This is a genomic window from Streptomyces sp. NBC_00028, assembly GCF_045041065.1.
GTDB lineage: Bacteria > Actinomycetota > Actinomycetes > Streptomycetales > Streptomycetaceae > Streptomyces.
Window position 1 is genome coordinate 6,601,378 of record NZ_CP108293.1, and the last position, 14,767, is coordinate 6,616,144.

The window sequence follows — 14,767 nt, forward strand, 5'->3', positions numbered from 1 at the left end:
AACCTGACAGCCACCGTCAGGTTATGCCTTCGATGGATCAGATCTCCTGCCGCGGTCGACGCGTCGACCACCACAGCCCGGCCACACCGGCCGCCATCAGGGCCGCGCCCGCCGCACCCGCCGGGAGCAGATCACGCGCGGCACCGGTCTTCGGCAGCGCGTCGCCGCCGGGTGCCACCGGCTTGTTGTCGGTGCCGAGGAGCAGCGGGGTGGCCGGGGCGTTCGGCGACGGATTCGTCGTACCGAACGGAACCGGGCCCTGCTGCCAGTACGTCTCCTTCCCGTCGCCGGTCTGCACCGGCAGACAGATCTTTCCGGTCTTGTCGAGATCGAACGACGCGTCCACGGCGTACGACTTCGACTTACCGGCCGCGAGATTGTCGATCGGGCAGGCGAAGCCGCTGTTCGAACCCTCCGGCAGATCACTTTCGGCAATCGAGGAGCACCCTTGAACGCTATTGACCGTGAGGCCGTCGAAACCGACGACCAAAAGCTGGATCTTTCCGCTGTCCTTGGTCCCTTCGTTCTTCACGGTGGCGGTGAGGTCGGTTTTCTCGGACTTGTTGTCTACCGAGATCTGTTCGGGCAGCAGCGTGGTCAGCTTCACGCCGTCCGGCGCCTCGTCGACAACCTTTCCCCCCTTGCTGCTTCCGGGCCCCTGGTCATCCGCGCCGGCCGTGCCGGAAAGGATCAGTACGGCCGAGAAAGATGCCGTGACCAGCGATCCCGCGATGGTCGTCATACGACGAGAACTCATGTTCGTCCCCCTTGGCTGCGCCTGAATTCGCAGTACTTGAAGAGCTACCACAAGATTTCTCCGCACTATGCTGGTACGGCGTGAAGTGTGACCATTGTGTTGAAGTAGGCGTTGGCCGGTGCGTGGTGGAGGGGGTGCGACGGATTGCCGGGGAATACGGGAAGCGCGGGAAGTACGGGTAACACGGGAAACACGCGGAGCGGCGGAGTCCCAGGGATCCTGGTGGCGGGCCGATATCGGCTGGTCGAGAGTATCGGCCAGGGGGGAATGGGGCGGGTGTGGCGAGCCGCCGACGAAATGCTGGACCGGCTGGTCGCGGTCAAGGAAATGCGCATAGACGGCCTAGACGCCGAGGACGCCCGCACCCGACGTGAACGCACCCTGCGCGAGGCGCGCGCCACGGCCCGCATCGACCATCCCAACGTCGTACGGGTCTACGACGTCGTGGACGAGGGCGAACGCCTGTGGATCGTCATGGAGTTGGTGGCGGGCCGCTCCCTGGAACGCATGATGATGGAGGACGGCCCGCTCGGCCCCCAGCAGGCGGCCCGGATCGGCATCGGCCTGGTGACGGCCCTGCGCCAGGTGCACGCCCGCGGCGTCCTGCACCGTGACATCAAGCCGGGCAACGTGTTGGTGGAGGCGAATGGCCACCGTGTGGTCCTCACGGACTTCGGCATCGCGGCCATCCAGGACGCCAAGGCGCTCACCATGGTCGGCATGCTGGTCGGTTCCCCCGACTACATGGCCCCCGAGCGCATCGCGGGCCGCCCACAGGGCCCGCCGTCCGACATCTGGTCCCTGGGCGCGACGCTCTGCGCGGCCCTGGCCGGCCACTCCCCGTTCTCCCGGGACACCACGCTGGCAACCCTCCACGCGGTCCTCTACGAGGAGCCCCAACTCCCCGCCACGGCAGGCGCCCTACGATCCGTCCTCGCCGCCCTCCTGGAGAAGGAGCCGGAACTGCGCCCGGGCCTGGACGAGGTGGAGGAGGCCCTCCACCCGACGGCGTTCCCGGCCCCGACCCCCACGGTCCAGGTAGGACCGGAGGAGGAACCCCCACCCCACCCCGAGGACGAGCGCCCCCTCCCGGACCCACCGACCCCGGCCTTCCCCTGGCCCAGACGAGAACTCCCCACACCCCCCTTCCTGAACACCCCTCAACCCCCACCCGCCCCGGCGCCCACACCGGAACCCACGCCAGCCCCCACATGGGAACCCGCGCCCACCCCCACCCCCGACCGCGCACCCGCAGCCGCCGTCGGCGCTCAGCCCCCACAGGGGCCACCCGCACCCGACCACGAAAGCCGCACGGGCGGTGCGGGTGGGAACCCAGACCGGGCCGAAGGCCCGGTGCCCACCCACAACGCCTCCTCAGAGGCACACGGCGGCATCTCCCTCATCCGCTCAGAAGCCGTCACCGAACAACGACCGACCCCGCGACCTTCACCACACCCCTCATCACACCCCTCATCACACCCCCACCGCCGCACCCGCCTCCTCACCGCCGCAGCCCTCACCACAGCCGCCGCGGTGATCACGACCCTGATCCTCCTCAACGCCAACTCACCGGGCACCAACAACGAGGCACAGGGCACCCCCACCCCAACCGCCTCCACCCCAACCGCCCCCACCTCCCCACCCTCGACAGTCGAAGGCACCTCCCGCCCCCAGTCCCTCCCACCCGGCGCCCACCGAGAAGCCGGCGGCTTCGCCTGGGCAACCCCCAAGGACTGGCGCAGAGATGTGAAGACGGGCGCGGAGGTGCACTACACCTCACCCGACGGCACCCAGGAACTCGCCGCGAAGTCCTCCCTCGCCCGAGGCGACCTGATGGACACCTGGAAGACCTCGGAACAGAACGCCCACCAGGGCCAGGACTACCGGAAGATCCGCTTGGAGGACACGGAGTTCCAGGGCCACCCGGCGGTGGTCTGGGAGTACACGTTCATGCTCAAGGGCGTCCCCTGGCACGCCCGCCTGCTCGGCTTCAACGCGGGCGGCAAGTCGTACCAGGTGAACACGTGGTACCAGCCGCAGACGGAGACGCAGGCGCTCAAGACGTACGAGAAGGTCAAAAAAAGCTTCACGGTGCTGTAGAGAATCCACAGCACCGTGAAACGAGCAGCACCCCGAGGTGCCTCAACCCACCTTGATCCTGTCCTGCACGTCAGCTTCACCGACGGAGTCCGAACGCCGGCCTCGCATCCGCTCCTTGACCACGGCGACACCGAGCACGAACGCCGCGACGAGCAACGACAGCAGCACGGTCGTACGCCCGCTGCTCGCCCCTTCCGTGTCGGTCAGCATGTAACCGAGGACGAAGACGATCAACCCGGCCGTGGCCCAGGTCAGATACGGGTACAGCCACATCTTCACGACCAGCTTCTCCGGCGCCTCCGCCTGGATGATCTTCCGCATCCGCAGCTGCGAGAAGCAGATGACCAGCCACACGAACAGAGCGACCGCACCGGAGGAGTTGACGAGGAAGAGGAAGATCGTGTCGGGGGAGAGGTAGTTGAAGAAGACGGCGACGAAACCGAAGAGCACGGACGCGAGAATCGCGGCCATCGGCACGCCCCGCGCGTTCGTGCGGGCGAACACCTTCGGCGCGTCCCCCCGCTCGCCGAGCGAGAAGGCCATGCGGGAGGCCGTGTAGAGCCCGGAGTTGAGACAGGACAGCACCGAGGTCAGCACGATGAAGTTCATGATCTGACCGGCGTGCGCGATCCCGAGGGAGTCGAGGGCGGCGACGTACGAGCCGGACTCCTTGATGGACGGGTCGTCCCACGGCAGCAGCGTCACGACGACGAAGATCGAGCCGAGGTAGAAGACGCCGATCCGCCAGATGATGCTGTTGGTCGACTTGGTCACCGCGCGCTGCGGGTTCTCGGACTCGCCGGCGGCCAGCGTGGCGATCTCGCTGCCCATGAACGAGAAGACGACGAGCAGCACACCGGTGAGGATGGCGCCGGGCCCGTGGGGCAGGAAGCCACCATGGTCGGTGAGGTTGGACAGGCCCGCCTTGTCGGCGTCGACCCCCGGCAGCACACCGAAGACCGCGAGCCCGCCGATGATGATGAAGGCGCCGATGGCGACGACCTTGATCCCGGCGAACCAGAACTCGAACTCGCCGTAGGAGCCCACGGAGACCAGGTTGGTGGCGGTCAGCACCACCATCACGATGAGCGCCCACCCCCACTGCGGGACGGCGGGTATCCACCCTTCGAGGATCTTGGCACCGGCGGTGGCCTCCACCGCGAGCACGACGACCCAGAAGAACCAGTAGAGCCAGCCGATGGAGAAGCCGGCCCAGCGCCCGAGCGCCCGGTCGGCGTGCGCGGAGAAGGAGCCGGACGTGGGGTTCGCGGCGGACATCTCACCGAGCATCCGCATCACCAGCACCACGAGCGTGCCGACGAGCGCGTACGACAGGAGGATGCCGGGTCCCGCGGTGGCGATGCCGGAGCTGGAGCCGACGAACAGCCCGGCACCGATGACACCGCCGATGGCGATCATGGACAGATGCCGGTTCTTGAGTCCGGCCTGGAGACCAGTCATACGGGAAGTTCCTTTGGTGCCAGGTGTGGGGGGCGATAAGGATCGACTCAATGAATCAGAGGCAAATAAATAAATGAACCTTCGAATCCAGATTGTTACTTGAGGTTTTCTTGAGCTTCCGTGGCTCAGGCCATTGTTTTCCTGGCCGACACCCGAGGCTGCTGCCCCGAAACAGCCGTGTCACACTCATCCCATGCGCGTGTATCTCGGCTCCGACCATGCGGGCTTCGAACTCAAGAACCACCTCGTCGAGTGGCTGAAGGCGGCCGGCCACGAGGCCGTCGACTGCGGCCCCCACATCTACGACGCCCAGGACGACTACCCGCCGTTCTGCCTCCGCGCCGCGGAGCGTACGGCGGCCGACCCCGACGCCCTCGGCATCGTGATCGGCGGCTCCGGCAACGGCGAGCAGATCGCGGCCAACAAGGTCAAGGGCGTACGCGCGGCTCTCGCCTGGAGCGAGGAGACGGCGTCGCTGGGCCGCCAGCACAACAACGCCAACGTCGTCGCGGTCGGCGCCCGGATGCACACGGAGGACGAGGCGACCAAGTTCGTCGAGACCTTCCTCGCCACCCCGTTCTCCGGTGACGAGCGCCACATCCGCCGCATCGACATGCTGGCCGACTACGAGACCACCGGCGACCTCCCGCCGATCCCGGCCCACCACCCGCAGCAGGGCTGACCGCCCCGGTCCGGGGGCTGGAAGGAACAGGCACCGTGCCAGAGGGGCACACGATCCACCGGTTGGCGGCCGACTACGCCGACCGCTTCTTCGGCACGGCGCCCCGAGTCACCAGCCCCCAGGGCAAGTTCTCCGACGCCGCCGCCCTTCTCGACGGCGCCGGACTCACCCGTACCGAAGCCCACGGCAAGCACCTCTTCCTGGGCTTCCGCGACACCGGCCGGGACACCGACTGGGTCCACATCCACCTCGGCCTCTTCGGCAAGGTGAACTTCGGCGACGCCCCCGCGCCGCCGCCCACGGACACCGTCCGGCTGAGGCTCGCGAACGCCACGTCGTACGTCGATCTGCGCGGCCCGACCACCTGCGCCCTCATCACGGACGCCGAGAAGCAGGCGATACACGACCGCCTCGGCCCCGACCCGCTGCGCGAGGACGCCGACCCGCGGACGGCGTACCGGCGCATCTCCCGCAGTCGTACGACGATCGCCGCGCTCCTGATGGACCAGAAGGTCATCGCCGGCGTCGGCAACGTCTACCGCGCCGAGGTCCTCTTCCGGCACGGCATCGACCCGTACCGCGCGGGGAAGGATGTCACCGCGCGGGAGTGGGACGCGATCTGGCGGGATCTCGTCGACCTCATGCGCGAGGGCGTGCGCCACAACCGCATCGACACCGTCCGACCCGAGCACACCCCGGAGGCGATGGGCCGCCCGCCCCGCGTCGACGACCACGGCGGCGAGGTGTACGTCTACCGCCGGGCCACCATGCCCTGCCACATCTGTGGCGGCGAGATCCGCACCGCCGACCTCGCCGCCCGCAACCTCTTCTGGTGCCCGGGCTGCCAGACCCGTTAGGGCGGGCGTCAGAACCCGTGCGGCAGCCAGGGCGCGACGGGCGAGCCGAACCCGACCGCCGCCTCCGTCAGCGCCCCCTGCCGCAGCTCCCGCACCCGCCCCGCGCTGCCCAGCGCGGCGAGGCTCACCCCGCCGAGATACGCGGCCCCCAACTCCCGTACGGACAGCGCCAGATCGGCCGCGTCCTCGGTCCGCTCGCAGGACGCCCCCTTCGCGTCCCCGCTCAGCCGCCAACGCCCCGTGTTCCAGGGGCAGAAGTCGTCCTCGACCTCGAACACCACGTCCACCGGCGCCTGATAGGTCCGCGCCGCCAGCGCGGCCCCTACGTCCACCAGCCGTACATGCAGCGAGTCCCGCAGCCGCGGCTCACAGCGCCGGATGTCGGAGACCAGCTGCTGCCAGACCTCGTCGACCGGCCGCCCCCGCGCATGCACCTTCGAGGTCAGGTCGATCCCGAACAGGAACCGCCACAACGCGCCATGCGCGGCCGGATCCAGTGCCTGTACGTCCCGCAGCGCCACCGTCCCCTTGGGCCCGGCCGTGTCCCACTCCGGCTTCACATGGAAGCGGGCGTACCCGACGACCTCGCCGTCCCGCTCCGCGACCACGCACTGCAGCGGCGACGCCCCCTCCCGGCTGCCCTCGGGATCGAGCAGTCCGAGCCGCTCCCACCCGGGAATCCGCGCCACCATGCCCGGCCGTAGCGGCACCAGCCGCGCGTACACCGCCTCACACGCGTCGAGCACCTCGGCCGGCCGCGCGTAGCGCACCCGTACGTCATCGGTACCGGGCGGGACGGACAGCCGTACCCGAGTCGTGTCGATCTCGGCGCTGACGTGGAACGTCGCCGGCGCGTACCCGAACCGCCCGTAGATCGCCGGCTCGCTCGCCGTCAGCACGGCGAGCGGCCAGCCCCATTCCCGTACGTCGTCCAGCTGGCGCCGCATCATCGAGCGCAGCACCCCACGCCGCCGATGCGTCGCCGCCACGCTGACCATGGTCACGCCCGCGGCCGGCACCGAGGCGCCGCCCGGCACGGTCAGCCGGAAACTGAACGCCCCGGCCGTGCCGACGCACACCTCCCCGTCCCAGGCGCCGATGGAACGGTCGAGCTCGGTCAGCCCGTTCCACAACTCCCGTTCCTCGGCCGCCTCCGCGACCCCGCCGAAGGCCCGGATCAGGTTGTCGTACCACTCGTCCCATTCGTCCTGCCGCAGCACCCGCAGGTCGGTCGCGAAGTCAGAAGCCATGGACCATGCCTACCAGGGCATTGCGGGACGAGCCAGGGGATTTCTCCTTGGTGGCCGCAGGGTGGCTTTCCGTGAAGTTCACTGTGAAGTTGAACCTCGGACGGGGGACAAGTGGGACCTCCCGTGCCAAGCAGCTGGTCCGATGGATAGGGTCCCGAACTAATGGCAGCAGGACGAGAGCGGCGCGCGGAAGCCGATACGTTCACGGCCCGGTTGAAGATGCAGTGGCACCGGGCCCGCGTCGGCCTGCGCAGAAGCGCCGTCGACTACTTCCGCGGGGACGGCTCGGACTGGATCGCACTGGCCGGTCTGCTCCTCACGATCCCGCTGATCGCGGCCACCACGCTGATGAACTCGGTGTGGTGTTCACCGGCCGCGCTGGTCCTGCCGATCGTCGCGGGCGGGCTGCTGCTGCGCCCGGCGAGCCTGCTGGGTCTGTACGCGGCGGCGGCGACGGCGCTGATCGTGGAGTCGGTGCAGCTGGGCCCGTACACCGAAGGCCCCTCGCGGGTCACCCCCGGCATCGTGCTCGTGGTCGCCGCCTGCGGCTTCTTCGGCCTGCTCATCGCCCAGTTCCGCAGCCGGGTCGGCGTGCCCTGGCGGCGCGGCGGCACGATGCTCTTCGACCTGCGCGAACGCATCCGCGTCCAGAGCAAGCTCCCGAAGCTCCCGACCGGCTGGCACCGCGAGATGGCCCTGCGCCCGGCGGGCGGCCAGTCGTTCTCGGGCGACTTCGTGGTGGCGGCCCGCACGAACGGCGGCCGCACGATGGAGGTCGTCCTCACCGACGTCTCCGGCAAGGGCATGGACGCCGGTTCGCGCGCCCTGCTCCTCTCCGGCGCCTTCGGCGGCCTCCTGGGCTCCCTCCCCCCGCACGCGTTCCTCCCCGCCGCCAACGGCTACCTCCTCCGCCAGGACTGGGACGAGGGCTTCGCGACCTCCATCCACCTGGTCCTGGACCTGGACTCCGGCGACTACGAGCTCTACTCCGCGGGCCACCCCCCGGGCCTCCAACTCAGCGCGGGAAGTGGCCGCTGGGAGGAAAAGGCCGCGGAAGGCCCCCTCCTCGGCGTCTACGACGGCGCCCAGTTCGACCCCGTGAAGGGCTCGCTGCGCCCCGGCGACGTCCTGATGCTCTTCACGGACGGCCTGGTGGAAACCTCCGACCGCGACATCGTGGAAGGCATAGACCGCCTCACCGGCGAAGCCGACCGCTACGTAGCCGGCGGCTTCCACGGCGCCGCCTGGCACCTGATCGAGGCAGTGGCGAAGGACGTCAACGACGACCGGGCCCTGCTCCTGATCTGCCGCGAGGGCCCGACGGCCCAGGTGGCGGCCTCCGCGTAGCTGCGTGCAGCCGCGCCGCCGGGGCCCTGCCCCCGGCTCCGCCATCCGCCGTCGCTGCGTGCAGCCGCGCCGCTGGGGCCCTGCCCCCGGCTCCGGCATCCGCCGTGGCTGCGTGCAGCCGTGCCGCTGGGGTGCTGCCCCTCCGGCATCCGCCGTGGCTGCGGGCAGTCGTGCCGCTGGGGGTGCTGCTCCCGGTTCCGGCCTCCGCCGTGGCTGCGGGCAGTCGTGCCGCTGGGGGTGCTGCTCCCGGTTCCGGCCTCCGCCGTGGCTGCGTGCAGCCGCGCCGCTGGGGCGCTGCCCCCGGTTCCGGCCTCCGCCGTGGCTGCGTGCAGCCGCGCCGCTGGGGTGCTGCCCCCGGTTCCGGCCTCCGCCGTGGCTGCGGGCAGTCGTGCCGCTGGGGCGGCACGGGTGGGCGCAGCGGCACCCCGCCAGTGCGGGCAAGCGAAACCCTGCCCACCCCGCCGCACCCCCAAGCCAACCCGCACCCCACCTCCCCACCCAAGCCGCACCCCACCACCCCACCCACCCCAAGGTGGGGTTTTCCCCAGCCCCGATCCGCCAGCACCCCTCATCGTCCCCACCCCCTCCGCTCCGTAGCGTCAAGGACATGACCTCGGATCGGAAGAAGAAGTCCCTCATGGCCCCCACCTCGGCCGAGTGGGCCGTAGAACTCCACGGAGTGACCCGTCGCTACGGCCGCGGCCGCGCCCCCGTGCACGCCCTGCGCGGCATCGACCTCGCCCTCCCCCCGGGCACCTTCACCGCGGTCATGGGCCCCTCGGGCTCCGGCAAGTCCACGTTCCTCCAGTGCGCGGCCGGCCTCGACCGCCCCACCGCCGGCACGGTCCGCCTCGGCGGCACGGAGATCACCGGCATGAAGGAGAACAAGCTCACCGCGCTGCGCCGCACCCGCCTCGGCTTCGTCTTCCAGGCCTTCAACCTGCTCCCGTCCCTCACGGTCGAGCAGAACGTCGCCCTCCCGCTGCGCCTGGCCGGCCACCGCCCCGACCGCCACCGCACCGCCGAGGTCCTCGCCCAGGTCGGCCTCGCCGACAAGGCCCGCCGCCGCCCCGGCCAGCTCTCCGGCGGCCAGCAGCAGCGCGTCGCCATCGCCCGCGCCCTGGTCACCCGCCCCGACGTGGTCTTCGCCGACGAGCCGACCGGCGCCCTGGACACCACCACCGCGGCCGAGATCCTGGCTCTCCTGCGCCGGGCCGTCGACACCGAGCGCGCCACGGTCGTCATGGTCACCCACGACCCCACGGCGGCGTCCTGGGCCGACCGGGTCCTGTTCCTGGCGGACGGCGAACTCACCACCCACCTGGACCGCCCGACCCCCGACCAGATCGCCAGCCGCATGAAGACCCTGACGGCCCGCCGGGACGACGTGAAGGCGGCCGCCTGATGCGTCCCAACGGCCTCGCCCGCGCAGCCGTCCGCTTCCGACCCTCCGCGTTCGTCGGCACCTTCGTCGCCCTCGTCATGGCCGCCGCGATCGTCTCGGCCTGCGGCATCCTTTTGGAGACCGGCGTCCGCGCCGAGGTCCCACCCGGCCGCTACGCCGGCGCCCCCGTCGTGGCCGCAGCCGACCAACGGGCCCACTACGGCGAGGGCGACAGCGCCGACAGCGAGCCCCTCCCCGACCGCGCCCGCCTCGACGCCTCCCTCGTGGCCAAGGCGGCCACCGCACCCGGCGCCCGCACCGCCGTACCCGACGTCACCTTCCCGGTCACCGGCCCGCACGGCCCCCTCACCGCCCACAACTGGTCCGCCACCGCCTTCACCGGCGAACGCCTCACCAAGGGCCAGGCACCCAACCCCGGCGAAGTGGTCCTGGGCAACGCCGAGATCGGCACCCGCGTCACCCTCACCACCCCCGACGGCACCCACACCTACCGCGTCTCCGGCACGACCACGGGAACCGGCGTCTGGCTGTCCGACCCGGACGCCGTACGCGTCTCGGGGCACCCCGGCCACATCGACGCCGTCGCCGTCCTCCCGAAGCCCGGCGTCGCCACCGACACCGTGGCGGCCCAGGTGGCACACGCCCTGGGCGGCCAGGCCAGGATCCACACCGGGGACGGCCGCGGCACCGTCGCGGACCCCACCCTCGACGGGGCCAGGGAAACCCTCATCGGCATCGGGGGCTCCTTCGGCGGCATCGCCACGGTCGTCGCGATGTTCACCGCGGCCGGCACCATCGCCCTGGCCGTCGGCCAGCGTGCCCGCGAGTTCGCCCTGCTGCGCGCCATCGGCACCACCCCGCGTCAGATCCGCCGCACCATCGCCACCGAAACCCTCCTCGTCGCCCCCGTCGCGGGCGCCCTCGGCTGCCTCCCCGGTACAGCCCTGGCGGCCTGGTGGCTGGACCAGCTCCGCGACCGTGGCGCGGTCCCGGCCCAGGTCGACCTGGCCGTCTCCTGGATCCCCCTGGTCTCCGCGACCGGCGCCGTCCTCCTCACCGCCCTGCTCTCCGGCTACACGGCCGCCCACCGCAGCTCCCGCATCAAGCCGGGCCAGGCGCTGAACGAGGCGAGCGTGGAGCGGCTGCGCATCGGCTGGATCCGCACCCCGCTCGGCCTCGCCGCGGCGGCGGGCGGCATCGTCTGCGCGGCGCTTTCCGCCTCCCTCACCGGCGAGGACGCGGCCAACGCGGCCCTCGGTGTCGTCGTGCTGTTCATGCTCGCCGTGGGCCTGCTCGGTCCCCTGGTCGCCCGTGTCTGCGCGGCCCTGTTCGGCCTCCCGCTGCGCGGCGCGAGCGCCTCCGCCGTGCTGGCCGCCGCCAACTCCCGTACCAACGCCCGCCGTCTGGCCTCCGCGATCACCCCGATCGTGCTCGCGATGGCGTTCTCCTCGGTCCTGGTCTTCCTGCACACCAGCGAGGACCACGTCACCGCCCAGCAGCAGCGCGACGGCATCACCGCCGACCACATCGTCACGGCCCCGGGCGACGCCCCCGGCCTCGCTCCCGGCGCCGTACGACGGGCCGAGAACGCCCCCGAAGTCACCGCCGCGGTCGGCCTGTTGAAGACCTCCGTGCTGGTCCCGGCCACGGGCGGCGCCCTGGAGTCGGCCACCGCCCAGGGCGTCACCGGTTCCGCCCGCGACCTGGCCGCGGTACAGGATCTCGACGTCAAGGACGGCCAACTGTCGCTGAAGCAGGGTGAGATCGCGATCGACGCCTCCCTCGCCGACAACGCCGACGTCGGGGTCGGCGACCGCCTCCACCTCCGCCTTCCCGACGGCACGAAGGCCGCTCCGCGGGTCGTGGCGACGTACGGCCGTGGCCTGGGCCTCGCCCAAGTCACCCTGAGCCGCGCCGATCTGGCCACCCACGTCACCTCCGCCTACGACACGGAACTGTGGACCAAGGGCGGCACGACGGCCGGTCTGAAGGCGCTCGGCACGGTCCAGGGCCGAGACGGCTACACCGCCGCCCAGTCCGTGGACCGCGAGCTCAACGCCTGGGCGAACAACCTCATGGCGGCCGTCCTCGGCGGCTTCGCGGCCGTCGCCGCCGTCAACACCCTGGTGATGACGGTCCTCGACCGCCGCCGCGAACTGGGCACGCTCCGCCTCATCGGCTCCACCCGCCGCCAGGTACTGCGCATGGTCCGCTGGGAGGCCCTGCTGGTCGCGCTCGCGGGCATCGCCCTGGGCACCGCGATCGCCCTCGCCACACTCGTCCCGATGATGAACGGCCTGACGGGTCAAGGCCCTTACATCCCGCCCCTCACCTACGGCGCGTTCGCCGCCACGATCGTCGCCCTCGGCCTGACCGCCGCGACCCTCCCCGCCAAGGCGGCCCTCCGCAGGGACACACTGGACGAGTGACCGAACCACTGACACTCGCCGAGATCGAGACCCTCGCTCGCACCGCCCACAAGGACCAGACCGACAAGGCGGGCCGCCCCTACGCCGAACACCTCCAGGCCGTCGCCGAGGGCGTCCGCGCCCGCGGCGGCGACCCCGACCAGATCGCGGCGGCCTGGCTGCACGACGCGATCGAGGACGCGGCACTCTCCGAGCAATGGCTGACGGAGGCCGCACTGAGCAGCCGTACGAAGGCGATCGTACGAGCCGTGACCAAGCACAAGGGAGAGCCTCCCGAGGCATACGCGGCCCGCATCCTCACGACCCCAGGGGCGTTGCTGGTGAAGGAAGCAGACCTGGCCCACAACGCAGACCCATCCCGCCTGGCGATGCTGGAAGCCCCAACCCGCAACCGCCTGACCGAGAAGTACGCACGTATGCGCAGACTTCTGGATCTCAACTCCGGTCCTGCAACCCCCTAAGGGGCGCGGGGCTGTATCAATGTGCGGCTACCGCCGCGTGGGCGCGACCAGCCACGACGAAGCCGCACCCGAACGACAAGCAGCTACGCCGGCACCTTCTCGCGAAGCTCCCGCTGCTGCCGCTCCCTCGCCTGCTCCGCCGCATCCCGCCTGAACGCCCACTCCATCTTCGGCTCCATCGCGAACCGGAACACCCGCTGCACCGGCTTGGTGCACAGAGCGGTGACGACCGCGGCGGCGACCAGACTCACGAAGATCTCACCGGTCGGCCGGTGCAACCAGGCATGGTCGAACCAGCCCTCGTAATCCCCGGCCTTCACCAGGAAGCCGTGCAGCAGATAGCCGTAGAGCGTGCCGGCGCCCAGCGCCGTGAACCACATCTTCCGGCGCGGCACCCAGGCGAAGAAGCAGGCGGTCAGCAGCAGCGAGCAGCCGAACATCGCGAGCACCATCACCGGACCGACCCACCACGGCGCGGCCAGGTCCTGGGCGGCGTCCCGGTGGTAGAACCACGCGGTGTTCATCCGCGGCACCGCCCACCAGCCCACGACGAGCGCGGTGGCGAACACGGGCACGGCCAGGATCCGCATCCGCCAGGTGCGCACCCGGTGGAAGTGCTCGGCCTTCATGCACAGGCCGAGGACGAAGTAGGGCAGGAACTGCAGCACCCGCTGGAGGTCCAGGTCGTTGCCGATCGACGGCGCGACGGACGCCAGCATGGCGACGCCGAGGGCGAAGGGCAGCGGCCAGCGGATCAGCTTCAGGATCGGTGTGCACAGCCGCCAGACGAACAACGCGCACAGGAACCAGGTCAGATACCAGGGGTCGAGCAGGCTGATGTCCTTGCCGGGGTCACCGCCCACCGTCCGGTCGAAGAGGACGTACGCCGTCTCGAAGAGGACGTACGGCACCGCGACACCCGTGATCAGCCGCTTGAGCCGGTCGGGACGCATGTCGAAACTGCGCGAGAAGAAGCCGGAGATGATGATGAACGCCGGCATGTGGAAGGAGTACACGACTGTGTACGCGCCCTCCAGGATGCGGCTGTCGCCCTTGAGGGGCTCCCAGGCGTGACCGATGGCGACGAGCACGATCGCCAGGTACTTGGCGTTGTCGAAGAACGCGTCGCGCTGCTTGCTCTGTGGCTGGTGCCGAGGCTTCTGCTGAGCGAGCGGTGAGCGCGGGCTCGGCACTCCGGGTGCCGACGACTGTGCCGGCGGGAGCGGCACTCGGGGCGAGGCAGCGTGGAACATCTGAGGCACCCTAGCGTTCTCTGTGCGATTTCGTAAAACCGGCCACGTCATTCCTGGTTATCGGCTTCGGGTACCCGGTATTTCGGCAAGCCCTCGCCATTCCGCAGGTGACGGTGAACACAGCGAACGGGGCGTCGCAGTCGTCACCGCAAGGGTTGTATTGGTGTGATTCATCCCGACTAAATAGGGCATAAGACCAGCAGGCGACTCTGGCGGAATGTCCGCTTCCTGTGGGCGGGTTGAGGCCACCGTAAATTTTCGAATTACCTGCGAACGGGATGTGTGGAGACCGAAACGATCCCGTTGAATTCCCTGTGCGCCGCACTCTCGAATTGCTGTGCGGAAGATGGCGGGCCGATCACCGGACCCGTACGGCGCCGCACAGTTCGGGCACAGGTGTGGTCAACGATGCATCACCAGCCGCATACAGCGGCTTGGTTGGTGGCACGATGGTTCTGGCGGGGGTGTGCGGGGCCGGCATCCCCGGGCCGGGAGAGCGGACCGACCTAGGGTGTGATCAGTTGTGGCCATTTCGCTGTCAGTGGTGTTGCTGATGGGGATCATCATGGTGGTGTTGATCCGTGGCGGGTCCCTCAAGGCCGGACCCGCAGTAGTGGCCGTGCTGTTCGGCTTCTTCCTCGCCTCGACGGGTATGGCCGACGACATCCAGCGCTTCCTCAACTCGATAGCGGAGACCATCAACTCGATCCAGTTCTGACCCCGTTGACTCGGCCGGACCAGGGCAGGCCCTAGGCTGGCCAGCCC

Annotated in this window: 12 protein-coding genes; 8 read left to right on the forward strand and 4 right to left on the reverse strand. The window is 70.3% G+C overall.

The features are described from left to right. Positions 1 to 37: 37 nt before the first annotated feature. Positions 38 to 757, reverse strand: coding sequence for a hypothetical protein (locus OG885_RS29700; RefSeq protein ID WP_405742926.1), 720 nt, complete (start codon positions 755 to 757; stop codon positions 38 to 40). 219 nt (positions 758 to 976) lie between these two features. On the opposite strand from OG885_RS29700, the gene OG885_RS29705 reads away from it, so the two are divergent. Continuing rightward, positions 977 to 2,857, forward strand: a complete 1,881-nt coding sequence (locus tag OG885_RS29705; protein WP_405742928.1) for a protein kinase domain-containing protein — start codon at positions 977 to 979, stop codon at positions 2,855 to 2,857. A 42-nt stretch (positions 2,858 to 2,899) separates the two neighbouring features. Here OG885_RS29705 and OG885_RS29710 read toward each other — a convergent pair whose 3' ends face one another. Further along, on the reverse strand, positions 2,900 to 4,318 hold the full coding sequence (locus OG885_RS29710) for an amino acid permease (protein WP_405737167.1): 1,419 nt from the start codon (positions 4,316 to 4,318) through the stop codon (positions 2,900 to 2,902). Between the two features lie 193 nt (positions 4,319 to 4,511). Here OG885_RS29710 and OG885_RS29715 point away from each other — a divergent pair, with 193 nt between their 5' ends. Continuing rightward, positions 4,512 to 5,000: a ribose-5-phosphate isomerase gene (locus OG885_RS29715; RefSeq protein WP_405737170.1), complete on the forward strand. Its 489-nt coding sequence runs from the start codon at positions 4,512 to 4,514 to the stop codon at positions 4,998 to 5,000. A gap of 35 nt (positions 5,001 to 5,035) precedes the next feature. Beyond that, entirely contained in the window at positions 5,036 to 5,857 is an 822-nt protein-coding gene (locus OG885_RS29720; protein ID WP_405737172.1) for an Fpg/Nei family DNA glycosylase, read from the forward strand. Positions 5,858 to 5,865: 8 nt separating this feature from the next. On the opposite strand, the gene OG885_RS29725 is transcribed toward OG885_RS29720, so the two are convergent. Continuing rightward, positions 5,866 to 7,107, reverse strand: a complete 1,242-nt coding sequence (locus OG885_RS29725) for a GNAT family N-acetyltransferase (RefSeq protein ID WP_405737174.1) — start codon at positions 7,105 to 7,107, stop codon at positions 5,866 to 5,868. 162 nt (positions 7,108 to 7,269) lie between these two features. Here OG885_RS29725 and OG885_RS29730 point away from each other — a divergent pair, with 162 nt between their 5' ends. The 4 genes from OG885_RS29730 (at position 7,270) to OG885_RS29745 (ending at position 12,749) form a co-directional block, all read left to right on the forward strand. After that, the gene (locus tag OG885_RS29730; RefSeq protein WP_405737177.1) at positions 7,270 to 8,454 is read left to right on the forward strand and encodes a PP2C family protein-serine/threonine phosphatase; all 1,185 of its coding nucleotides are present in this window, start codon (positions 7,270 to 7,272) and stop codon (positions 8,452 to 8,454) included. Between the two features lie 607 nt (positions 8,455 to 9,061). After that, entirely contained in the window at positions 9,062 to 9,859 is a 798-nt protein-coding gene (locus OG885_RS29735) for an ABC transporter ATP-binding protein (RefSeq protein WP_405737179.1), read from the forward strand. Further along, entirely contained in the window at positions 9,859 to 12,288 is a 2,430-nt protein-coding gene (locus OG885_RS29740; protein WP_405737182.1) for an FtsX-like permease family protein, read from the forward strand. Before OG885_RS29735 ends, OG885_RS29740 begins: the two co-directional genes overlap by 1 nt. Beyond that, positions 12,285 to 12,749, forward strand: a complete 465-nt coding sequence (locus tag OG885_RS29745; RefSeq protein WP_405737185.1) for an HD domain-containing protein — start codon at positions 12,285 to 12,287, stop codon at positions 12,747 to 12,749. Before OG885_RS29740 ends, OG885_RS29745 begins: the two co-directional genes overlap by 4 nt. Before the next feature lie 83 nt (positions 12,750 to 12,832). Here the strand turns inward: OG885_RS29745 and OG885_RS29750 are convergent, their stop codons facing one another. After that, positions 12,833 to 14,002 carry an acyltransferase family protein gene (locus tag OG885_RS29750; protein WP_399956334.1) on the reverse strand — a complete coding sequence of 390 codons (1,170 nt, stop codon included), beginning with the start codon at positions 14,000 to 14,002 and terminating at the stop codon, positions 12,833 to 12,835. A 523-nt stretch (positions 14,003 to 14,525) separates the two neighbouring features. On the opposite strand from OG885_RS29750, the gene OG885_RS29755 reads away from it, so the two are divergent. Next, a complete protein-coding gene (locus tag OG885_RS29755; RefSeq protein ID WP_171143330.1) occupies positions 14,526 to 14,720 on the forward strand; it encodes a hypothetical protein in 195 nt (64 codons plus the stop codon). Positions 14,721 to 14,767: the final 47 nt, after the last annotated feature.